This window comes from Kitasatospora sp. MY 5-36, assembly GCF_001182915.1.
GTDB lineage: Bacteria > Actinomycetota > Actinomycetes > Streptomycetales > Streptomycetaceae > Kitasatospora.
Genome location: NZ_LFVW01000089.1, coordinates 1 through 21041, shown reverse-complemented (window position 1 = coordinate 21041; position 21041 = coordinate 1). Strand labels below are relative to the sequence as shown.

General features: G+C 73.7%; 23 protein-coding genes. 20 read left to right on the top strand and 3 right to left on the bottom strand.

All coding sequences use genetic code 11. The features are described 5' to 3' along the window. Positions 1-69 precede the first annotated feature (69 nt). Positions 70-1650: a hypothetical protein gene (locus tag AE652_RS07400; protein ID WP_049650370.1), complete on the bottom strand. Its 1581-nt coding sequence runs from the start codon at positions 1648-1650 to the stop codon at positions 70-72. Between the two features lie 91 nt (positions 1651-1741). On the opposite strand from AE652_RS07400, the gene hisD reads away from it, so the two are divergent. Genes hisD through hisF form a run of 8 tightly spaced genes read left to right on the top strand, consistent with a single transcriptional unit; the run spans position 1742 to position 7626 of the window. Further along, positions 1742-3049 (top strand): histidinol dehydrogenase, encoded by a 1308-nt coding sequence (hisD, locus tag AE652_RS07395; RefSeq protein WP_049650369.1) that lies wholly within the window; start codon positions 1742-1744, stop codon positions 3047-3049. 5 nt (positions 3050-3054) lie between these two features. Then, positions 3055-4155 (top strand): histidinol-phosphate transaminase, encoded by a 1101-nt coding sequence (locus tag AE652_RS07390; RefSeq protein WP_049650381.1) that lies wholly within the window; start codon positions 3055-3057, stop codon positions 4153-4155. Positions 4156-4159: 4 nt separating this feature from the next. Beyond that, a complete protein-coding gene (gene hisB / locus AE652_RS07385) occupies positions 4160-4753 on the top strand; it encodes an imidazoleglycerol-phosphate dehydratase HisB (protein ID WP_049650368.1) in 594 nt (197 codons plus the stop codon). Between the two features lie 11 nt (positions 4754-4764). Beyond that, positions 4765-4902, top strand: a complete 138-nt coding sequence (locus AE652_RS47290) for a hypothetical protein (RefSeq protein WP_049650367.1) — start codon at positions 4765-4767, stop codon at positions 4900-4902. 31 nt (positions 4903-4933) lie between these two features. Continuing rightward, a complete protein-coding gene (gene hisH / locus AE652_RS07375) occupies positions 4934-5569 on the top strand; it encodes an imidazole glycerol phosphate synthase subunit HisH (protein ID WP_049650366.1) in 636 nt (211 codons plus the stop codon). 19 nt (positions 5570-5588) lie between these two features. Then, entirely contained in the window at positions 5589-6314 is a 726-nt protein-coding gene (gene priA, locus AE652_RS07370; RefSeq protein ID WP_107086387.1) for a bifunctional 1-(5-phosphoribosyl)-5-((5-phosphoribosylamino)methylideneamino)imidazole-4-carboxamide isomerase/phosphoribosylanthranilate isomerase PriA, read from the top strand. Beyond that, positions 6311-6859: a RidA family protein gene (locus AE652_RS07365; RefSeq protein WP_063780090.1), complete on the top strand. Its 549-nt coding sequence runs from the start codon at positions 6311-6313 to the stop codon at positions 6857-6859. Before priA ends, AE652_RS07365 begins: the two co-directional genes overlap by 4 nt. After that, positions 6856-7626 (top strand): imidazole glycerol phosphate synthase subunit HisF, encoded by a 771-nt coding sequence (gene hisF, locus AE652_RS07360; protein ID WP_049650364.1) that lies wholly within the window; start codon positions 6856-6858, stop codon positions 7624-7626. The genes AE652_RS07365 and hisF overlap by 4 nt, the downstream gene beginning before the upstream one ends. A 95-nt stretch (positions 7627-7721) precedes the next feature. On the opposite strand, the gene AE652_RS07355 is transcribed toward hisF, so the two are convergent. Continuing rightward, positions 7722-8501: a VOC family protein gene (locus AE652_RS07355; protein WP_049650363.1), complete on the bottom strand. Its 780-nt coding sequence runs from the start codon at positions 8499-8501 to the stop codon at positions 7722-7724. 220 nt (positions 8502-8721) lie between these two features. On the opposite strand from AE652_RS07355, the gene AE652_RS07350 reads away from it, so the two are divergent. Continuing rightward, positions 8722-9261 (top strand): SigE family RNA polymerase sigma factor, encoded by a 540-nt coding sequence (locus tag AE652_RS07350; protein WP_255357401.1) that lies wholly within the window; start codon positions 8722-8724, stop codon positions 9259-9261. Further along, positions 9261-9851: a PASTA domain-containing protein gene (locus AE652_RS49160; RefSeq protein WP_049650362.1), complete on the top strand. Its 591-nt coding sequence runs from the start codon at positions 9261-9263 to the stop codon at positions 9849-9851. The genes AE652_RS07350 and AE652_RS49160 overlap by 1 nt, the downstream gene beginning before the upstream one ends. A 77-nt stretch (positions 9852-9928) precedes the next feature. Here AE652_RS49160 and AE652_RS07340 read toward each other — a convergent pair whose 3' ends face one another. Next, positions 9929-10573 carry a TIGR03085 family metal-binding protein gene (locus tag AE652_RS07340; protein WP_049650361.1) on the bottom strand — a complete coding sequence of 215 codons (645 nt, stop codon included), beginning with the start codon at positions 10571-10573 and terminating at the stop codon, positions 9929-9931. A gap of 880 nt (positions 10574-11453) precedes the next feature. Here AE652_RS07340 and cseB point away from each other — a divergent pair. The 10 genes from cseB to AE652_RS07300 all read left to right on the top strand — a co-directional run. Beyond that, positions 11454-12125 (top strand): two-component system response regulator CseB, encoded by a 672-nt coding sequence (cseB, locus tag AE652_RS07335; RefSeq protein WP_234348271.1) that lies wholly within the window; start codon positions 11454-11456, stop codon positions 12123-12125. 5 nt (positions 12126-12130) lie between these two features. Continuing rightward, positions 12131-13447, top strand: coding sequence for a HAMP domain-containing sensor histidine kinase (locus AE652_RS07330; protein ID WP_049650359.1), 1317 nt, complete (start codon positions 12131-12133; stop codon positions 13445-13447). A 168-nt stretch (positions 13448-13615) separates the two neighbouring features. Next, a complete protein-coding gene (locus tag AE652_RS07325) occupies positions 13616-14350 on the top strand; it encodes an ABC transporter ATP-binding protein (protein ID WP_049650378.1) in 735 nt (244 codons plus the stop codon). A gap of 81 nt (positions 14351-14431) precedes the next feature. Further along, positions 14432-16990 carry an ABC transporter permease gene (locus tag AE652_RS07320; RefSeq protein WP_049650358.1) on the top strand — a complete coding sequence of 853 codons (2559 nt, stop codon included), beginning with the start codon at positions 14432-14434 and terminating at the stop codon, positions 16988-16990. Between the two features lie 105 nt (positions 16991-17095). After that, a complete protein-coding gene (locus tag AE652_RS44890; RefSeq protein ID WP_234348267.1) occupies positions 17096-17479 on the top strand; it encodes a GNAT family N-acetyltransferase in 384 nt (127 codons plus the stop codon). A 153-nt stretch (positions 17480-17632) separates the two neighbouring features. Beyond that, entirely contained in the window at positions 17633-18202 is a 570-nt protein-coding gene (locus AE652_RS46230; protein ID WP_159028385.1) for a hypothetical protein, read from the top strand. Positions 18203-18259: 57 nt separating this feature from the next. After that, positions 18260-18631, top strand: coding sequence for a phosphoribosyl-AMP cyclohydrolase (gene hisI, locus AE652_RS07310; protein ID WP_049650356.1), 372 nt, complete (start codon positions 18260-18262; stop codon positions 18629-18631). Between the two features lie 40 nt (positions 18632-18671). Beyond that, positions 18672-20195 carry an anthranilate synthase component I gene (locus AE652_RS07305; RefSeq protein WP_049650355.1) on the top strand — a complete coding sequence of 508 codons (1524 nt, stop codon included), beginning with the start codon at positions 18672-18674 and terminating at the stop codon, positions 20193-20195. A gap of 20 nt (positions 20196-20215) precedes the next feature. Further along, a complete protein-coding gene (locus AE652_RS44875; protein ID WP_053111997.1) occupies positions 20216-20668 on the top strand; it encodes a Uma2 family endonuclease in 453 nt (150 codons plus the stop codon). A gap of 96 nt (positions 20669-20764) precedes the next feature. After that, on the top strand, positions 20765-21041 hold a 277-nt coding region (locus tag AE652_RS07300), incomplete at its 3' end, for a Trp biosynthesis-associated membrane protein (protein WP_049650354.1).

Below are 21041 nucleotides of genomic sequence, written 5' to 3'. Positions count from 1 at the left end.
TCCCCGGACGGGGGCCTTGTCGCACGGTGGACGGGCCCGGCCGCTCGCCGGGCCCGTCCACCGGAGGGCTCAACCGCGCTGGAGCATCCGCGTGGCGCCGGCCACGACCGTGGAGGCGAGCAGCCAGCCGACCACGACCAGCCCGGCGGAGATCCACTGGGTGAGGCCGCCGGGGTTCCAGCCGCCCTGGTTGAGGTCCACGATCGGCAGCAGCTGGTTGAGGGTGTACAGCACCGGGTTCCAGTGGGGGCGCTCGTCGGCCTTGAGCGGATCCAGCGGGTGGGTGGCGAACCAGAGGCTGCCGAGGATCCAGGCGAGCAGCAGCCACAGGCCCGCCCGGCCCGGGCGGTAGCCGTAGCCGACGGTCGCGTCCTGGACGGCGCCCCAGACCCGGGCCGGCAGCGGCAGGGTGCGCCGGCGCCGGCGCTGCTTGGCGTACAGCACCTCGCGGGCGTCGTCGTCGGCGCCGTCGCGGCGCAGGGCGGCCGCGAGCTGCTCGTAGGACTCGGGCTGGAAGTCCACCGAGGAGCCCTCCAGCCAGGCGATCCGCTGCTGGACGGGGAAGGCGCCGACCGGGCGCAGGTTCTCGTAGACGAAGCCGGTGAGGCCCAGGTGCTTGCCGAGCGGCCAGGCCTCCGGGGTGTCGACCAGGTTGCCGACCCGGGCCCGGGAGAGCGAGACGGTGCCGGTCGGGCGGACCTTGCAGGTGAAGCGCAGCTCCGGGGTGTGGATGCGGCGCAGTGAGAGCTCGTCCTCGTCCTCCAGGTGGAACTCGCCGGAGACCAGGCAGGCGCCGTCGAAGCGGCTGTCGGACAGCCGTACCCGGCCGAAGGCGCGGAACGGGGTGACGGGCCCGTCGGGCGGCGGGTTCTCGCCGTAGCCGGAGCCGTAGTAGCCGCGGGAGCCGACCCAGCCGAGGTCGGCGGAGCCGGTCAGGTAGAGGGTGTGGCCGACGGTGACCCGCACGGCGTTGAGGCAGGTGGGATTGTGCCGCCGGTCGGCGCGCAGCTGGGCGCCGCGCAGCGAGAGCCGGCCGCCTATCCGGGCGGTGCGCACGCTCAGCTCGCCCCGGGTCTCCAGACGTTCGGCCTCGAAGTCCTGGTTGACGGTGATCCCGTCGGCGGAGACGGCGCGGCCGTGGCGGTCGCCGCCGACGACGGTCTGGTTGAGCAGCAGGTCGGTGCCGATCCGCGCGTCGGTGAGCCGGATGCCGTCGGGGACGCGGCAGCGGGCGAGGTGGAGGTCGCCGGTGGTGGAGAGCCGGGAGGCCTCCAGCCGGGGGATCAGGCAGTTCACGAAGCGCAGCGTGGAGGCCGCCGCCTCGGAGATGAGGATCTTGTGCGCGAAGCGGCAGTCGTGCAGCTCGACGTAGTCGTCGATGGCGCCCCCGGCCAGGTTGAGCGCGCCGGTGACCAGGACGCCGCTGAACCGCAGCGAGGCGACCCGCCCGGGGGCGGGCTCCGGGCCGACCAGCAGCAGATGGGCGAGCACCTCGGCGCGGACGGTGCGGTCGGGGCCCCAGGGGGCGTCGCCGAAGGGGTCGTCGGTGTTGGCTTCGCCACTGCGGAGGTCCAGGATCTCGCCCTGGCGGTAGGCCTCCCAGAGCGCGCGTTCCGTGTCCGTCCAGCCCTCTGGAGCGCGCTCCGCCATGGTTTTCCCCGTCCCCCCGGTCGTCTCGCCTTTCGTATCACGGACTGAAATGCGGGACCAGCGGTTCCGGCCACTCCTTACACTGGGTGGCGTGATCTCTCGAATCGACCTCCGCGGCTCGCTGGACGACCCGCGTGACCTGCTGCCCCGTGCCGAGTTCGACGTCGCGGCCGCCCTGGAGAAGGTGCGGCCGATCGCCGAGGACGTACGCCATCGCGGGGTCGCGGCGCTGATCGAGATCACCGAACGCTTCGACGGCGTCCGGCTGGAGTCGACCCGGGTCCCGGCCGAGCAGCTGACCGAGGCCCTGGAGACGCTGGACCCGAAGGTGCGGGCCGCCCTGGAGGAGTCGATCCGCCGGGCCCGCGCCGTGCACGCCGACCAGCGCCGCACCGGGCACACCACCCAGGTGGTGCCGGGCGGCACGGTCACCCAGCGCTGGGTGCCGGTCGAGCGGGTCGGCCTGTACGTGCCGGGCGGGCTGGCGGTCTACCCGTCCTCCGTGGTGATGAACGTGGTGCCGGCCCAGGAGGCGGGCGTCCGGGGCATCGCCGTCACCTCGCCGCCGCAGAAGGAGTTCGGGGGGAGCGTCCACCCGGCCATCCTGGCGGCCTGCGCGCTGCTCGGCGTGGACGAGGTCTACTCCGTCGGCGGCGCCCAGGCGGTCGCGATGTTCGCCCTCGGCACCGAGGAGTGCGCGCCGGTGAACGTGGTCACCGGCCCCGGCAACATCTACGTGGCCGCCGCCAAGCGCTACTTCGCCGGCCGGATCGGCATCGACTCCGAGGCCGGCCCGACCGAGATCGCCGTCCTCGCCGACGACAGCGCGCTGCCGTCCGACGTCGCCGCCGACCTGATCAGCCAGGCCGAGCACGGCCCGACCTCCGGCTCGGTGCTGGTCACCGACTCCCCGGCGCTCGCCGACGCGGTCGAGGCCGAGCTGGCCGTGCAGGTCGCGCGGACCAAGCACGGCGAGCGGGTGGCCGAGGCGCTCGGCGGCAGGCAGTCCGGCATCATCCTGGTCGACGACCTGGAGCAGGGCCTCGCCGTGGTCAACGCGTACGCGGCCGAGCACCTGGAGATCCAGACCCGCGACGCCCACGCGGTGGCCGCCCGGGTGGTCAACGCCGGCGCGATCTTCATCGGCCGCTGGACCCCGGTCTCGCTGGGCGACTACGCGGCCGGCTCCAACCACGTGCTGCCGACCGGCGGCTGCGCCTGCCACTCCTCCGGGCTGTCGGTGCAGACCTTCCTGCGCGGCGTCCAGGTCGTCGAGTACGACCGGGAGGCGCTGGCGGACGTCGCCGCGCACGTGGTCAACCTGGCGAACGCCGAGGACCTGCCGGGGCACGGGGACGCCATCAAGGCCCGCTTCGAATGGACGGTGCCGGGAGCGTGACCGCCATGACTCGCATCGACGACCTCCCGATCCGCGACGAGCTGCGCGGCCAGTCCCCGTACGGCGCGCCGCAGCTGGACGTGCCCGTCCAGCTGAACACCAACGAGAACCCGTACCCGCTGCCCGAGGAGCTGGTCGCCCGGATCGCCGAGCGCGTCGCCGAGGCCGCCCGCGGGCTGAACCGCTACCCCGACCGGGACGCGGTCGAGCTGCGCGAGGGCCTCGCCGCGTACCTCGGGAAGACCACCGGCTTCCCGGTCGCCCGGGAGCAGGTGTGGGCCGCCAACGGCTCCAACGAGGTGCTCCAGCAGCTGCTGCAGACCTTCGGCGGCCCCGGCCGCAGCGCGCTCGGCTTCGAGCCCTCGTACTCGATGCACGCGCTGATCTCCCGGGGCACCGGCACCGCCTGGATCTCCGGCCCGCGCAACGACGACTTCACCATCGACGTGGACGCCGCCGTCACCGCCATCGCGGAGCACCGGCCGAACGTGGTGTTCATCTGCTCGCCCAACAACCCGACCGGCACCGCCGTGGACGCCGACACCGTGCTGCGGCTGTACGAGGCCGCGCAGGCCGCCCGGCCCAGCCTGGTGGTGGTGGACGAGGCGTACGTCGAGTTCTCGCACCGCGCCTCGCTGCTGCCGCTGATCGAGGGCCGCCCCAACCTGGTGGTCAGCCGCACCATGTCCAAGGCCTTCGGCGCGGCCGGACTGCGCCTGGGCTACCTGGCCGCCGACCCGGCCGTGGTCGACGCCGTCCAGCTGGTGCGCCTGCCGTACCACCTGTCGGCCGTCACCCAGGCCACCGCGCTGGCCTGCCTGGAGCACACCGACACCCTGCTCGGGTACGTCGGGCGGCTCAAGCAGGAGCGCGACCGGCTGGTCGACGCGCTGCGGGGGATGGGCCTGGAGGTCACCGACTCGGACGCCAACTTCGTCCAGTTCGGCCGCTTCGCCGACACCCACGCGGTGTGGCAGGCCATCCTCGACCAGGGCGTCCTGGTCCGTGACAACGGTGTCCCCGGGTGGCTGCGCGTCACCGCCGGCACGCCCGCCGAGAACGACGCCTTCCTGGACGCCGTCCGTTCTGTGATCAAGGAGCTCTAACCCCATGTCCCGCATCGGACGCGTCGAGCGCACCACCAAGGAGACCTCGGTCCTGGTCGAGATAGACCTCGACGGCACCGGGAGGACCGACATCTCCACCGGCGTCGGCTTCTACGACCACATGCTCGACCAGCTCGGCCGGCACGGCCTGTTCGACCTCACCGTCAAGACCGACGGCGACCTGCACATCGACACCCACCACACCATCGAGGACACCGCCCTCGCGCTCGGCGCCGCCTTCAAGCAGGCGCTCGGCGACAAGGTGGGCATCTACCGCTTCGGCAACTGCACCGTGCCGCTGGACGAGTCGCTCGCCCAGGTCACCGTGGACCTCTCCGGCCGGCCGTACCTGGTGCACACCGAGCCCGAGGGCATCGCCCCGATGATCGGCTCGTACGACACCACGATGACCCGGCACATCCTGGAGTCCTTCGTGGCCCAGGCGCAGATCGCGCTGCACGTCCACGTGCCGTACGGGCGCAACGCGCACCACATCGTGGAGTGCCAGTTCAAGGCGCTGGCCCGGGCGCTGCGCTACGCCGCCGAGCGCGACCCGCGCGCGGCCGGAATCCTCCCGTCCACCAAGGGTGCGCTGTGAGCAATACTGCGATGATCCTCATCTTCGTCGGCCTCTTCCTGGCCGGCGGAGTCATCTCCTTCTGGAAGCAGAAGCAGTCGAAGAGCGTCATCCTGGTGCTGGCCTTCGGCGCCGTGATGTGCCTGGCCTCCGGCCTCATGCGCCTGTAACACCCGCCGTAGAGAGACTGGACACCTGAACATGGGCAAGAACGTCGTCGTCCTCGACTACGGCTCCGGCAACCTCCGCTCCGCGCAGCGCGCCCTGGAGCGGACCGGGGCGGACGTCACGGTCAGCTCCGACTACGACACCGCGATGGCCGCGGACGGCCTGCTCGTCCCCGGCGTGGGCGCCTACGAGGCCTGCATGCGCGGGCTCAAGTCCGTCCGCGGGGACTGGATCATCGGCCGCCGGCTCGCCGGGGGCCGGCCGGTCATGGGCATCTGCGTCGGCATGCAGATCCTCTTCGAGAAGGGGGTCGAGCACGGCGTGGAGACGGCCGGCTGCGACGAGTGGCCGGGCGTCGTCGAGCCGCTGGAGGCCCCCGTCGTCCCGCACATGGGCTGGAACACCGTGGACGTCCCCGAGGGCAGCCGGATGTTCGCCGGCCTCGACCCGGAGACCCGCTTCTACTTCGTGCACTCCTACGGGGTGCGGCACTGGGAGCTGGAGACCCACAGCGCGCGGATCAACCCGCCGCTGGTCACCTGGGCCACCCACGGGCAGCCGTTCGTCGCGGCCGTCGAGAACGGCCCGCTGTGGGCCACCCAGTTCCACCCCGAGAAGTCCGGCGACGCCGGCGCCGCCCTGCTGACCAACTGGGTCAACACCCTCTGACTTTCTGAGAGTTGGATCTCTGATGAGCCTCGAACTGCTGCCCGCCGTCGACGTCCGTGACGGCCAGGCCGTCCGCCTGGTCAAGGGCGCCTCCGGCACCGAGACCTCCTTCGGCGAGCCGCTCGCCGCCGCCCTCGCCTGGCAGAACGCCGGCGCCGAGTGGCTGCACCTGGTCGACCTCGACGCCGCCTTCGGCACCGGCAGCAACTACGAGCTGCTGCGCGAGGTCACCGGACAGCTGGACGTCAAGGTCGAGCTGTCCGGCGGCATCCGCGACGACGAGTCGCTCGCCCGCGCGCTCGCCACCGGCTGCACCCGGGTCAACCTCGGCACCGCCGCCCTGGAGGCCCCGGAGTGGGTCGCCAAGGCCATCGCCGAGCACGGCGACAAGATCGCCGTCGGCCTGGACGTGGTCGGCACCACCCTGCGTGGCCGCGGCTGGACCCGCGACGGCGGCCAGCTCTTCGACGTGCTGGCCCGGCTGAACGCGGAGGGCTGCGCCCGCTACGTCGTCACCGACGTCAACCGGGACGGCACCCTGACCGGTCCCAACCTCCAGCTGCTGCGCGACGTCTGCGCCGCGACCGACCGGCCCGTGGTCGCCTCCGGCGGCGTCTCCTCGCTCGACGACCTGCGCGCCATCGCCTCGCTCGTGGGCGAGGGTGTCGAGGGCGCCATCGTGGGCAAGGCACTCTACGAGCAGAAGTTCACCCTCGAAGAGGCCCTGGAGGCGGTTTCAGGATGACGGACGGTCGGATCGTACGCGGGCAGGTCGTAGCCGGTCGGGGCGAGGCCGGGCAGGTCGTGGCCGGTCGGGTCGGCGGATTCTCCCCGTGGGAGGACGAGTTCGGCTACTCCCGGGCCGTCGCCGCGGGCGACCACGTGCACGTGGCCGGCTCCACCGCCTGGGTGGACGGCCGGATCGAGCACGAGGGCGACCCGTACCGGCAGACCCTCGCCGCGTTCGGCGTCGGGCTCACCGCCCTGGCCGCGTACGGTCTGACCACCGACGACGTGGTCCGCACCCGGATGTACATCACCCACGTCCGCGACGCCGAGGAGGTGGGCCGCGCCCACCGCGAACTCTTCGACGCCGCACGCCCGGTGGCCACCATGGTGGTGGTCGACGGGCTGATCGACTCCCGGATGCTGGTCGAGGTCGAACTCGACGCGTACCGGTCCGGACTGGCAAAGACCCTGGAAGCCCCGGAAATCCCGGACGCCCCGGAAGTTTCGGACGTCCCGGAAGCCTCGGAAGCCCTGGAAGTTGTGGAAGGCGAACAGCCGTGACCCTCGCAGTACGTGTCATCCCCTGCCTGGACGTGGACGCCGGGCGGGTGGTCAAGGGCGTCAACTTCCAGAACCTGCGCGACGCCGGCGACCCGGTCGAGATGGCCAAGCTCTACGACGCCGAAGGCGCCGACGAGCTGACCTTCCTCGACATCACCGCCTCCTCCGGCGACCGGGAGACCACCTACGACGTGGTCCGCCGCACCGCCGAACAGGTCTTCATCCCGCTCACGGTGGGCGGCGGCATCCGGGCCGTCGAGGACGTCGACAAGCTGCTGCGGGCCGGCGCCGACAAGGTCGGCGTCAACACCGCGGCCATCGCCCGGCCGGAGCTGGTCCGCGAGATCGCCCAGCGGTTCGGACGGCAGGTCCTGGTGCTCTCGGTGGACGCCCGGCGCTGCCCGCCCGGGACGGAGACCGAGTCCGGCTTCGAGGTCACCACCCACGGCGGGCGGCAGGGCACCGGGCTCGACGCCGTCGCCTGGGCGGGCCGCGCCGCCGAACTCGGCGCGGGCGAGATCCTGCTCAACTCGATGGACGCGGACGGCACCAAGGACGGCTACGACCTGGAGCTGATCCGGGCCGTGCGCAAGAGCGTCTCGGTGCCGGTGATCGCCTCCGGCGGCGCGGGCAAGCTCGCGGACTTCGCACCGGCCGTCGACGCGGGCGCGGACGCGGTGCTGGCCGCCAGCGTGTTCCACTTCGGGGACCTGCGGATCGGCGAGGTCAAGGGCGCGCTGCGGGAGGCCGGGCACCCGGTGCGGTGAGTTTTTCGCGGTGCTTGTTCGCGTTCGCGTTCGCGTTTGCGTTCGTGAACAAGCACCGCGGCTGTTGTGCTCAGGCCTGGTACGTGGTGGTTCGCTCAGGCCTGGTTCGGGTCGCCCTTGATCAGCGCGAAGGGGGCGCCGTTCGGGTCCGCGACCCACGCGATCCGGCCGACGTTCTTCACGTTCTCGGGCCCCATCAGCACCGAGCCGCCGGCCGCCGTCGCCTTGGCCACCCGCGCGTCCACGTCCGCGGTCGCGAAGTACGGCGTCCAGGCGGACGGCTGCGCCGGGGCCATGGTCGGCGCGATGCCGCCGAAGCTGGTCGCCTGCTGGTCGCCCTCGGCGGTGGAGACCACCCGGTAGCTCATCCCCGGCGACGGCTCGAAGTTCTCCACCCGCCAGCCGAACAGCTTCTCGTAGAAGGCGAAGGCGACGTCCGGGGCGGAGGTGTGCAGCTCGGCCCAGACCAGCGCGCCCTCCTCGGACACCGCGTCCAGCCCCTTGGTGCTCCCCGCCTGCCAGACGGCGAAATCGGCGCCCTGCGGGTCGGTGAGCGCGGCGAACCGGCCCTCCTGCATGACGTCCGACGGCGGCACCCGGACGCCGGCGCCGGCCTGCTCGGCCGCCTTGGCGGTGGCGTCCGCGTCGGCGGTGCGAAAGTACGTCGTCCACGCGGACCGCGCGCCCTGGTCGAGGTGGCCGATGGCGCCGACGGTCCTGCCGTCCAGCTGGACGAACCCGTAGCCGCCGGTCCCGGGGATCTCCAGGAACGTCCAGCCGAACACCTTGTTGTAGAACCCGGCGGTGGCGGGGATGTCCGGGCTGCCCAGGTCGATCCAACAGGGCGAGCCGATGGGGAAGTCGGGGGTGAGCATGTGCGGGGTGCCCTTCGACAGAGGGGACGGCCGGGCGTGCCCGGGTCGGACCCCGGCCACCTGCGAGTCTGCACCCGGGGTCTGACATCCGCAGCCGGGGGAGGCCGCCGGGGCCCGCTGTGAGCCGCGTCACTTCCCAGCCCGCCGTGCAGCAGCCGGCGGGCGGGCGCCGTCAAGAGGGTGGAAAAGACGGCGGCAGAGAGTGAGGCCACGGGTGAGGCTGCGCAGGGGCAGTCCCGGGATCGACTTCGTCGAGTTCGTGGAACAGCGTTCGGGCGCGCTGTTCCGCACGGCGTACGTGCTCACCGGCGACGCCCACACCGCGGAGGACCTCGTCCAGGAGGCACTGGAACGGGCCTGCCGACACTGGCGGCGGGTCGCGCGCGCCGAGGTGCCCGAGGCGTACGTGCGCCGGATCCTCGTGAACCTGGCCAACGACCGCTGGCGGCGCCTGCACCGCTCGGGCGAGCGCCCCGCGCCGGAGCCCGCCGTCGAACACCCCGACCCCCGCGACGCCTACCGGTCGGTGGAACTGCGCGCCGAACTCGTCGCGGCGCTGCACACCCTGCCGATGGGGATGCGCACCGTGGTCGTCCTGTACTACCTCCACGACCTGGGGGACCGGGAGATCGCGCAGACCCTCGACATCTCCCCGGGCGCCGTGCGCTCGCAACTCTCCCGCGGGCTCGCGAAACTGCGGGCCGCGCTGCCCCGGCAGGACGCCCCGTCCGCGTCGTCGACCCCGCGTGAAGGTGCGTGATGATCCGCTTCCCGCCCCAGGACCCCGTCCCCACCCCAGGCCCCGACCCCGACTCCGACTTCGACAAGGAACTCCTCGCCGCCATGACCGCGTTCGCCGACACCACCGCCACCCCCGTGATCGACGCCGCCGGAATCCGGCGCACGGTCCGCCGGCGCACCGCCCTCACCGGGGCCGCGGCCGTGGCGGCGGTGGCCGTCATCGCCACGGGCGCGGCCCTGCTCCTGCCCGGATCGCCGAGCGGCGGCGACCGCCCGGCCGGGACCGCGCCGGCCCCGGCCGTCCACTCCGCGCCCCCGTCCCCCTCCGCCTCCCCTTCCTCCCTTTCCGCGACCAAAGGCACCCCGTCCCCCGTCGCCCCGCCCGCACCCGGCGCCACGACCGTGACCGTCCCCCCGGTCGCCGGCCTGACCCGGGACGCCGCCACCCGGCTGCTCGACGCGGCCGGACTGCACTACGAGGTCCACGAACTCACCGACTGGAAGCTGCCCGCCGGCTCGGTCATCAACTCCGCGCCCCTGCCCGGGCACACCACGGCGACGGACACCCCCGTCCAGCTCTTCATCTCCAAGGGCCGCCCCGGAAGCTGACCGCCCACGCCCGCGGTCCCGCCCGCGAGCGTCGCCCCTCGGCATGCCGAGAGGCCACATCGGCTTCCGCCCCTCTGCTACTTCGGGGGCAGCGGCAGGACGTGGCGGAGGGCTTCGAGGGCGTCGGGGTCGCCGTCGACGGTGAGGGTGGTCCGGGCGCCGCGGCCGTAGGTGAAGAGCACGAGCTCGGCGGGTTCGCCGGTGAGGCGGACGGTGGGGGAGCCGGCGGGGCCGACGGTGAGGGAGCGGCCGTCGGGGTGGACGAGCGCCAGCCGGATGGGGGAGCGGCGGCCGGCCTCCAGGCGGGCGATCATGGGGAGGCGCCGCCAGAGGGCCTCGGCGCGGCCGGGCGGGACCGGCTGCGGGGTCCAGTCGTCGGCCGCGCGCAGCACGTCCTCGGCGTGGACGAAGTACTCGACGGTGTTCGCCGCCTCGTCGGCGCCGGGCAGGGCGAACGGCGAGTAGACCGGAGGCCCGGCCCGGAACAGCCGCACCAGCTCCTCGTACGGCCGCTCGGCGTACCCGTCCTGCACCCGCCGCGTCCAGCCGGCCAGCGCCCCGACCCGGATCCCCGCCGCCGCATCGGGCCGCCGCTCCCGGACCACCAGATGCGCGGCCAGATCCCGGGTCGTCCACCCCTCACAGAGGGTGGGGGCGTCCGGCCCGGCAGCGGTGAGGAGTTGGGCGAGCCGGTGGCGTTCGGCGAGGGCGTGGTTCGACATGGTGGAAGCCTATGGGCTCATCTGCCCACCGGGCCCGGTCGGTTGCGGCGCACCGCCGACCCGTTCGGATGCGGGCCCTCCGAACACCGCATGGAGCAGGTCTCGCTGTGCTCCTGGTACCGCCGGCTTCGCCCGCGAGGACCCGGAACCTCGGCGCGAGGGCGGGCAGTACCGGCCCCCAGCTGCCGTGGTCGCCCCACGAGCCGTGCACCAGGACCAGCGGCTCGCCGTCCCCGTCCACCTCGTAGAGGAGCTCGACGCCGTTCACCGCGACCCGTGGCATGTCCGCCCTCCTCACCCGCAGGCGGCGGTCGCCGCCGGGGCCATTGAGGCACCCCGGGCCCGGCCCCGCAACCGCGACGGGCCCGACACCACGCGTGCGGTCGCCCCGCGCACCCGGAGGATCAAGCCGCCCTGGCGGGACGGAAGCCCGAACCGAGACCACGGAGCCGTCGGTCGGGCAGCCGGCCGACTCCTCCCGGGTCGTGGTCGGGAGAGTGTCGCCGGGGCTGACGGGGTTCTGTATCGGGTGGGTATCAGGGAGCGCTTGGTTGTCCATCGAATGGGCGCGCCGGTCCCTGCGAAGGGGCGGACAGGGGGCGGGAGCACGGCGGCCCCTTTCGGTGGTCGGGCCGATCGCACCTGGGATGACCTGGGGTTTCGTGTAGGAGAGGGGGTGTGGGAATGGCGTCGCAGGTCCTGCCGCGCGCCGGGGGCGTGTTCGGTGCCTGCCGTATCGTCCCCTTGTGGCTGCCGTCCCGTGGGCAGTCGGCTGGTCACCGGACCGTTCGAACAGGAGCATCCGCCCGTGTCATCTTCCGCCCCGGCTGGGGCTTCCTCGCGCCCGGTCCGCGTGCTGCTGGTGGAGGACGACGATCTGATGCGCCGGTCCTTCACGGTCGCGCTGGAACGTTACGGCTACGAGATGGCGGCCGCCGCCGACGGTCTGAGCGGGCTGGAGATCTTCCGTGACGGGAGTTTCGACCTGCTGATCCTCGACGTGATGCTGCCTGGGCTGGACGGGATCGGCCTGTGCAGGAGAGTCCGGGAGACCAGCCTGGTACCCGTCCTGATGATGTCCGCCCGTGGCGACGGGCTCGACGTCGTCGCCGGCCTGGAGGCCGGGGCGGACGACTACGTGGTCAAGCCCGTGGACACCTACGTGCTGGTCGCACGCATCCGCTCGTTGCTGCGGCGGGCCACCTACACGCCGTCCGCCGCCTCTCAGCCCGAGCGCGTCACTGCCGGGGCGCCGCCCGCCGACGGGGAGGTGCTGGTGTTCGGGGACCTGCGCCTCGACACCGCCGGACTGGAGGTGGCCGTCGCCGGAGAACCGGTGGCGCTCACCCCGACCGAGCTGAAGCTGCTCCTGGAGTTCGCCGCACACCCGGGCGTGGTTCTGGAGCGGCACACCCTGCTGCGCAACGTCTGGGACTACGGCTGGGACGGCGACAGCCGGGTCGTGGACCTGTGCGTGCAGCGGCTGCGCAGGAAGCTGGGGCGGGAGCGGATCGAGACGGTCCGCGGCTTCGGCTACAAGTTCAGGCGCTGAGCCCGGTGCGCGGGTTCCGCCGGCCGCGGCCGGCCCGGGCGTCCCTGCGGTGGAAGATCGCCGCGCTGGCGGCGGCCACGGCCTGCCTGGTCGTGGCGGCGGTGGGCGTGCTCGTGCACCTGTGGACCGCCCGCGACATCCGGAGCCGGGCCGAGGCGCAGGCCTTCAACGCCGTGTACTCGGCCATGGACGTCTACCGACGCACCGGAACCCTGGCGGACGGAGCCGAACTCGACCCGGCCGAGCTGCCCGCCGAGCTGCGCCACCCGGCCGACGACGCCCGGCACACGGTCCACGACGGGCGGGTCGACGGACCCCTCGGGCCGAGCGTCTGGGCCGCCCAGCGAACCGCCGGCCCCGGCAGCCCGGTCCTCGCCGTCCGGGTCAACACGGGCCCGCAACTCTACGGACTGCACCGGCTCGACCTGACCATGACCGTCGCGTCGCTGGTCGCGCTCGCGGCGGCCACGCCTCTGGCCGTCTACGGCGCCGGGCTGGTCGCCCGTCGGCTGCGGCAGGTCTCCGAAACCGCGGTCCGGATCTCCGCCGGTGACCTCGATGCCCGGACCGGGCCCACCGGGGGCAACGACGAGGTCGCCGACATCGCGGCCACCGTCGACCTCATGGCCGACAGCCTCGGCCGGCGGCTGCGCACCGAGCGCCAGTTCACCGCGGACGTGGCTCACGAGCTGCGCACACCCGTCGGCGGCCTGCTGGCCACCGCCGACCTGCTGCCGCCCGGCGAGACCGAGGACCTGCTCCGCGCCAGGGTGCGCGACCTGCGTGCCCTGGTCGAGGACCTCCTCGAGATCTCCCGCCTGGACGCCGGGGCCGAGCAGCCGGTCCGCGCCCGGGTTCCGCTCGGCGAGGTCGTCGCCGATGCCGTGGCGCGCACCGGCCTCGACGCCGAGGTCACCGTCGCCGCCGCGCACGGCCCGGCCGCCGCGCACGGCCCGGAGGACGCGCACCGCTCGGAGGACGCGCACCGCTCGGAGGACGCCACGACCGTGGAGACCGACCCGCGCCGCCTGGAACGGATCGTCAGCAACCTCGTCGTCAACGCCCACCGCCACGGACGGGCCCCGGTGCGGGTCACCGTCGAGGGCCGCACCGTCGTGGTGCGCGACCACGGCCTCGGCTTCCCGGCGGACCTGCTGCTCCACGGCCCGCGTCGCTTCCACAGCGGCGCCGCCGAGCGCGGTTCGGGCCACGGCCTGGGCCTGACCATTGCCCTCGGACAGGCTCGGCTGCTCGGTGCCGAGCTTCACCTGGACAACGCCCCGGACGGTGGGGCCGTCGCCACTCTGCGCCTGCCGGCCTGACCGCCCGGCTCCGCGGAACCGCTACGAAGCGGAGCGGACGCCGATACACGCCGGCGCGGGTCCCGATACGTCGCCCGGACACCCTTCGAAGTGCACCGTCCGCACCGAAGAGGAGTCCCCGTGACCACCGTCCCCCTCACCCCGTACCCGCCGGACCCGGCCCCCGGGATCGCGGCCGCCACCACCGACCTGACGAAGGTCTACGGCAGCGGCGACACCCGGGTCGTGGCCCTGGACCGGGTCAGCATCGGCTTCCGGGAGAGCGAGTTCACCGCGATCATGGGCCCCTCCGGCTGCGGCAAGTCCACTCTGATGCACTGCGCCGCCGGGCTCGACACCCCCACCTCCGGCGGCGTCCGCATCGGCACCACCGAGCTGGGCTCCTTGCGCGACCGGCCGCTGACCCGGCTGCGCCGCGACCGGATCGGCTTCGTCTTCCAGGCGTTCAACCTGCTGCCGACGCTGACCGCGCTGGAGAACATCACGCTGCCGCTGAGCATCGCCGGCCACCACCCCGACCGGCAGTGGCTGGACCGCGTGGTCTCCATGGTCGGCCTCTCCGGGCGCCTGGACCACCGGCCCGCGCAGCTGTCCGGCGGTCAGCAGCAGCGCGTCGCGGTCGCCCGCGCCCTCGCTTCGCGGCCCGCGATCGTCTTCGGCGACGAGCCCACCGGCAACCTCGACTCCCGCTCCGGCGCCGAGGTCCTCGGCTTCCTGCGCGACTCGGTGCGCGAACTCGGCCAGACCGTGGTCATGGTCACCCACGACCCCGTCGCCGCCGGCTACGCCGACCGCGTGGTGTTCCTCTCCGACGGACGGCTTGTCGACGAGACGACCCGCCCCACCCCGGACCGGGTCCTCGACGTCATGAAGCGCTTCGACACCCGCGCCCGCACCAGCTGACCCGCGCCCGCACATCCCTGTCCCTCCCATGCCCCGCCGCTCCCATGCCCCGTCCCTCCCACGCCCCCGGAAGCCGAACCCATGCTGAGAACAGCCGTGCGCAACGTCCTGGCGCACAAGGCCCGACTGGCCATGACCGTCCTCGCGGTCTGCCTGGGTGTCGCATTCGCCAGCGGCACCCTCGTCTTCGCGGACTCGGCCGCGGCCGCCTACCGCGCCGCCGCGTCGAGGAACTTCGCCGACATCGCGGTCACCGTCACCGCACGACAGGCCCCGGCAGGGGCCGCCGCGGACCAGCCGGACAGCGTCCTCGACGACGCGCTCGCCCGGCGACTGGCCGCCGTCCCCGGTGTCGCCGCCGTGCGGCCGTCCGTCGACGGCCGGGCCGCCCTGAACGCGGCGGACGGTACCCCGTTGCGGGTCAGGCCGGGCGCGAACCCGGCCGCCGCCTACGTACCCGGCCCCGACGGCGAGGACCGCCGCCACCCCCTCGCCGCAGGCCGTGCCCCGGCGGGCGGCGACGAGATCGCCGTGGACAGCGGCACCGCTGCCGCGGGGCACTTGCACGTCGGTGACTCGGTCACGCTGGCCACCGACGGCCCGGCCATGACCATGCGGCTCGTCGGCATCGTCACCACCACGGACACCCGGGTGCTCGCGGGCGGCACCCTCGTCCTGTTCGACCGGGCGACCGCCCAGCGACTGTTCGCCACTTCGGGCCACTACACCGCGATCGACCTGTCCGCCGCGGCCGGCACCGGCCAGTCCGAACTCGCCCGGCGGGTCGCCACCGTGCTCCCGCCCGACAGGGCCGAGGTCACCACCGCCGCCGCCCGGGCCGCCCAGCAGGCGGTCTACGTCGGCACCCTGACGCGGGGCTACCAGAAGATGCCGACGGTCTTCGCCGGAATCGCGCTGTTCATCGGGTCCTTCCTGGTCATCAACACCTTCACCATGCTCGTCACCCGGCGCACCCGGGAGATCGCGCTGCTCCGGGCGATCGGAGCCTCACGCCGTCAGGTGGTCCGGTCCGTCCTCGTGGAGGCCGTCCTGGTCGGGCTCGCCGCCTCGGCGGCCGGGTTCGTCCTCGGCCTCGGCATCGCCGCCGTCCTGCCCGGCCTGCTGAGCACCGGCGGGGACCTGCTGCCCGACGGCCCGCTGGTCATCGGCCCGCGCCCCGTCCTGGCGGCGCTCGGCGTCGGGGTGGGGGTCACCGTGCTCGCCGCCTGGCTGCCTGCTCGCAAGGCCGCACGCGTCGCGCCCGTCGAGGCGTTGCGTACGGCGCAGCAGCCGCCCGCCGGCCGGTTCCGCGTCCGCGCCGTCGCGGGGCTCGCCCTTCTCGCCCTGGGCGTCGGCCTGCTCGTCCCGCTCACCGGCGCGAAGGACGCCTCGGAGGGGAACCTGCGCGGCGCGATGCTCGGCTGCGGCGTCCTCGTCCTCGCCCTGATCGTGCTGGCGCCGCTACTCGTGGTCCCGGCGATCCGGCTGATCGGCCGCCTGACCGGCCGTTCCGGGATCACCGGTCACCTCGCACAGCAGAACGCGCTGCGCGACCCGCGGCGCACCGCCGCCACCGCCGCCACCCTGCTGGTCAGCACCGCGCTGGTGACCGGCCTCGCCGTCATCGGCAACTCCACCGGGCAGGCGCTCGACCGTCAGGCCGCGGCCGGCCTCGGCGCCGAATACGTGATCAGCACCCGCACCACCACGACCGGCGTCGACCCGGCCGCCGTCCAGCGAGTCGCCCACACCGCCGGGGTGCGGGCCGCGAGCGCCGTCGCGGACTCCGTCCTGTTCATCGGCGGCCGGGTCCGTGACATCTCCGGTGTCGACCCCGACTCCGTGGACGACGTCATGAGGCTCGACTTCCTCAGCGGCTCCGCGAAGGACCTCGGGCCCGGCCGGATCGCCGTCTCCAGCACCATCGCCCGGGAGAGCGGCCTGAGCACCGGCAGCCAGGTCGACGCCACCATCGGCCGGAGCCGGACCTTCGCCAAGTACACCGTCGTGGGCGTCTACCAGGACAATCCCACCGCCCACGACGCCCTCGGCGCCCGCGCCGAGGTGCAGCAGGACGGCTTCCTGCCGGACTCCGTCCAGCGGATCCTGGTCCGCACCGACCCCGGCTCGGTCTCCCCCGCCACCGAGGACCGGCTGCGTGCCGCCGTCGGCAACAACCCGCTGCTGAAGGTGCAGGACCGGCCCGCGCTCGTCCGCGAGGCCGCGGGCACCATGGGCAACCTGCTGACCCTGATGTACGGGCTGCTCGCCATCGGCGTCGTGATCGCGGGGCTCGGCATCGTGAACACCCTGGCCATCTCGGTCGCCGAACGAACCCGCGAGATCGGTGTACTGCGCGCCATCGGCATGGACCGCGCGGGCGTCCGGCGGATGATCCGCCTGGAAGCGGTGACCGTCGCGGGCTTCGGCACCCTGCTCGGCCTGGCCGGCGGCCTGTTCGGCGCTTGGGCCGTCGGAGCGTTGGCCAACGGCGCGGTGAAGCAGTACTCCCTGGCGCTGCCCTGGGGGACCCTGCTCCTCGTCTGCCTGCTGTCCCTCGCGGTCGGCGCTCTCGCCGCCGCCGTACCGGCCCGCCGGGCAGCCGCCCTGAAGCCGCTCGAAGCCGTCGCGGAGGCGTGACCCCGGGCCCCGGCACGGCAATCGCGGAACGACGAAGGCCCCGATCAGCGAACCGGTCGGGGCCTTCGTGAAGGCGGAGGATACGAGATTCGAACTCGTGAGGGGTTGCCCCCAACCTGGGGCACCCGGCACCTCAGCTTCGAACCCCGCACCCGTGAACAGGTCGAAGCGATCACCGCCCGGTCCATCGACTCCGCGCGCGCCACCCCGCGCACCGAGTACTGCCTCACCGTCACCCGGCGCGGTGAACACCGGCTGATCGGCTACGCGCGGCTGGCCACCGAGCCACAACAGGCCGCGACCATCGGGTTCGCCCTCCATCCGGCCGCGTGGGGCAAGGGCCTCGCCGCCTCGCCGTCGGGGCGAGGCAGCGAGGCGCGGGAAGCTTTTCTCTCGGGGATTCTTTGTTTCTTCCGACCCCTTCCCCTGCGTGGGAAGGGGTCGGAAGAAACAATTTTCTTTTATTTGAATTTCCTCTATCCACGATAGGTTTCCTGCGGCGTCACCCCAGGGTGCAGCCGGTTGGTGAGCCGGTCTCGGATGGCGGGTCTACCGACCTTCAGGTCCCGGCGGGCCGCCCGTACGGGGCGAGTTTGGCGAAGCGGCTGCCAGGTGGGGGTCGGGTGGGCCATCCTCGTGGCCATGACCTCCGAGCAGCCGCCGTCCGCAGTCGGCTCCCGCCCGTCCCGCGGCCTGGTCCTCACCGTTGCCGCCGTGCTGGTCGTCCTGCTCGCGGTGGTGGCCACCGCGGTGCTGTGGCCGGACGACAAGAAGCCGGCCGCCGCGCCGCCGCCGCCCACGCCGACTCCCACGGCCACCCAGACGCCGACACCCACCCCCACGCCCACGCCGCAGCCGCCGTACGCGTTCTTCCCGGTCGGCGCCTGCTTCGACCACCCGCAGCTGAGCCCGGTGATCACCAAGCCGGAGGAACGCCCCTGCGTCGGCGACCACGACGGCGAGGTGATCGCCGACCTCAAGCTCGCGGACGGGATCACCGGCGACATCCCGCTGGCGCTTGCCATGCGCGACGGCTGCAAGGAGGTCGAAGCCGCCGCCAAGGCCCGCCAGGGCGACGGAAAGACCTACTACGGCCGCCAGTTCGGCCCTGCCATGGCCAACTACCAGCAGGGCTGGCGCGACTACACCTGCACCCTGGCCGCCAGCAACAAGCAGGGCGGCCCCAAGCTCACCGGGCAGCTGCACCCGTAGTGGCTCCGGCGGGGGAGCGAGGCGGGCGCCGCGGGGCGGGCTGACACAATGGGGTGCATGTCCACCACACCCGCCGCTCCCGGCAGCACCGCCCTCGCCCCCGAGATCGCCGCGCGGCTCAAGCGCTCCGAGGACGGGCTGGTCCCGGCCATCGCCCAGCAGTACGACACCGGCGAGGTGCTGATGCTCGGGTGGATGGACGACGAGGCGCTGCACCGCACCCTCACCACGGGCCGCTGCACCTACTGGAGCCGCAGCCGCCGTGAGTACTGGGTGAAGGGCGACACCTCGGGCCACGTCCAGGCGGTCAAGTCGGTGGCCCTGGACTGCGACGGCGACACCCTGCTGGTCAGGGTCGACCAGACCGGCGCGGCCTGCCACACCGGCGACCGCACCTGCTTCGACGCCGACGTGCTCCCGCTCTCCTGACCCCAGTCCACTCGAAGAACTCAAGAAGGTGCCGCCCGTCATGGATCTCGAAGCCTTCCGCAAGCTCGCCGTCGACACCCGGGTCATCCCGGTCACCCGCAGGCTCCTCGCGGACGGTCTCACCCCGATCGGCCTCTACCGCACCCTCGCCGAGGAGCGGCCCGGCACCTTCCTGCTGGAGTCCGCCGAGCAGGGCCGCAGCTGGTCGCGCTACTCCTTCGTCGGGGTGCGCAGCGCCGCCGCGCTGACCGTCGGCCCGGACGGCGGGGCCCGCTGGCTCGGCACCCCGCCGGTCGGCATCCCCACCGCCGGCGACCCGCTGGAGGTGCTGCGCGCCACCCTCCAGGCGCTGCACACCCCGCGGCTGGAGGACGACGGCCTGCCCCCGCTCACCGGCGGCCTGGTCGGCTACCTCGGCTACGACATCGTCCGCCGGCTGGAGAAGCTGCCCGACCTCAACCCGGACGACCTGGGCCTGCCCGAGCTGACCATGCTGCTCGCCACCGACCTCGCGGTGCTCGACCACGTCGACGGCACGGTGCTGCTGATCGCCAACGCCGTCAACCACAACGACCTGGCCAGCGGCGCGGACGAGGCCTGGGCGGACGCGGTGGCCCGGCTGGACGCGATGGAGGCCGAGCTGTCCAAGCCGGTCGACCCGGGCCTGGCCACCTTCACCCCGGCCGGCCCCGGCGAGGTGCACTCGCCGTTCGGCGGCGAGCCGTACCGGGCCGCGGTGGAGACGATCAAGGAGCGGATCCGGGCCGGCGAGGCCTTCCAGGTGGTGCCCTCGCAGCGCTTCGAGGCGCCCTGCCCGGCCTCCGCGCTGGACGTCTACCGGGTGCTGCGCACCACCAACCCCAGCCCGTACATGTACCTGTTCCGCTTCCCCGGGCCGGACGGCGGGGCCGAGGGCGGCTTCGACGTGGTCGGCTCCAGCCCGGAGGCGCTGGTCAAGGTCACCGACGGCGAGGCGATGCTGCACCCGATCGCCGGCACCCGGCACCGCGGCGACACCCCGCAGGAGGACGCGGAGCTGGCCGCCGAGCTGCTCGCCGACCCCAAGGAGCGGGCCGAGCACCTGATGCTGGTGGACCTCGGCCGCAACGACCTCGGCCGGGTCTGCGAGCCGGGCAGCGTCGAGGTGGTCGACTTCATGCACATCGAGCGCTACAGCCACGTGATGCACATCGTGTCGACGGTGACCGGCACGGTCGCCCCGGGGCGGACCGCCTTCGACGTGCTGACCGCCTGCTTCCCGGCCGGCACCCTCTCCGGCGCGCCCAAGCCGCGGGCGATGCGGATCATCGAGGAGCTGGAGCCCACCCGCCGCGGCCTGTACGGCGGCTGCGTCGGCTACCTGGACTTCGCCGGGGACTCGGACACCGCGATCGCGATCCGCACCGCGGTGCTGCGCGACGGCACCGCGTACGTGCAGGCCGGCGCGGGCGTGGTCGCCGATTCCGACCCGCACGGCGAGGACACCGAGTGCCGCAACAAGGCGGCCGCCGTGCTGCGGGCGGTCGCCACCGCCAATACGCTGCGGACGCCGGAACTGTCCTGACGTGTGAGGAGGCGGCCGGGATGCCCGAGGCGCCGTACGACGAGCTGCGCTGGGAGGCCGTTTTCGGGACGGCCTCCCAGATCCGGGAAGGGCTCGCGGGGGCGGGGCGGGTGCTGTCCGGGGTCCTGATCGACTTCCCGGCCGCGCACGGCCCGCTCGCCCCGGACCTGGTGGTGGTCGCCCCCGGCGCCGCCCGCACCGCCCGGGGCCGGTACGGGGCCGCGGACGCCGAGGCGGTGCTGGAGGTGGCGCACCCGGGCCGTGACCACGTCTTCGCGCGGGCCTGCGCGGAGAGCGGCGTGCCGCTGTACGTGGTGGTCGATCCGGCGGCGGCGGTCTGCACCGTGCACACCGCGCCGTCCCCCGAGGGGGTGTACCGGGAGGCGGAGCGGGTGCCGTTCGGCAACGACCTGTTCCTGCCGCTCGGCGGCCGCACGGTGGTGCTGCGGACGGACGGGTTCCCCACGCCGTAACCCACCCCGCCGGCCGACCCGCCCGACGGCTCGCCGGCCGGCCCGTTCCCCCACCCCGGGTACGGACCCCGGCGTCGGTCGGGGGATAGTGGACGGGTGACCGCTGAGCAGACCCCCGCCCCCGCCGCCCCCAGCCGCCGCACCCTCGGCATCATGCTGCTGCTGACCGTGCTGAGCGCCGTGCTGGTGCTGACCGCGGTCGGGCGGACCTGGGCCGAGGGCCGGGCCGGCACCCTGGACGTGTCCGTCACCGGCGGCAGGATCTCCGAACTGCCCGGCGGGCTGGCCCTGGTGGGCCTCGCCGCGGCCGTCGCGGTGTTCGCGGTGCGCGGCGCCGGCCGGCTGGCGGTCGGCGCGCTGACCCTGCTGGCCG

Coding starts and splice junctions, on each gene's coding strand:
- AE652_RS07400 (WP_049650370.1), bottom strand. CDS start 1,650: ATGGCGGAGCGCGCTCCAGAGGGCTGGACGGACACGGAACGCGCGCTC.
- AE652_RS07390 (WP_049650381.1), top strand. CDS start 3,055: ATGACTCGCATCGACGACCTCCCGATCCGCGACGAGCTGCGCGGCCAG.
- hisB (WP_049650368.1), top strand. CDS start 4,160: ATGTCCCGCATCGGACGCGTCGAGCGCACCACCAAGGAGACCTCGGTC.
- AE652_RS47290 (WP_049650367.1), top strand. CDS start 4,765: ATGATCCTCATCTTCGTCGGCCTCTTCCTGGCCGGCGGAGTCATCTCC.
- hisH (WP_049650366.1), top strand. CDS start 4,934: ATGGGCAAGAACGTCGTCGTCCTCGACTACGGCTCCGGCAACCTCCGC.
- AE652_RS07365 (WP_063780090.1), top strand. CDS start 6,311: ATGACGGACGGTCGGATCGTACGCGGGCAGGTCGTAGCCGGTCGGGGC.
- AE652_RS07355 (WP_049650363.1), bottom strand. CDS start 8,501: ATGCTCACCCCCGACTTCCCCATCGGCTCGCCCTGTTGGATCGACCTG.
- AE652_RS49160 (WP_049650362.1), top strand. CDS start 9,261: ATGATCCGCTTCCCGCCCCAGGACCCCGTCCCCACCCCAGGCCCCGAC.
- AE652_RS07340 (WP_049650361.1), bottom strand. CDS start 10,573: ATGTCGAACCACGCCCTCGCCGAACGCCACCGGCTCGCCCAACTCCTC.
- cseB (WP_234348271.1), top strand. CDS start 11,454: ATGCGCCGGTCCTTCACGGTCGCGCTGGAACGTTACGGCTACGAGATG.
- AE652_RS07320 (WP_049650358.1), top strand. CDS start 14,432: ATGCTGAGAACAGCCGTGCGCAACGTCCTGGCGCACAAGGCCCGACTG.
- AE652_RS46230 (WP_159028385.1), top strand. CDS start 17,633: ATGACCTCCGAGCAGCCGCCGTCCGCAGTCGGCTCCCGCCCGTCCCGC.
- hisI (WP_049650356.1), top strand. CDS start 18,260: ATGTCCACCACACCCGCCGCTCCCGGCAGCACCGCCCTCGCCCCCGAG.
- AE652_RS07305 (WP_049650355.1), top strand. CDS start 18,672: ATGGATCTCGAAGCCTTCCGCAAGCTCGCCGTCGACACCCGGGTCATC.
- AE652_RS44875 (WP_053111997.1), top strand. CDS start 20,216: ATGCCCGAGGCGCCGTACGACGAGCTGCGCTGGGAGGCCGTTTTCGGG.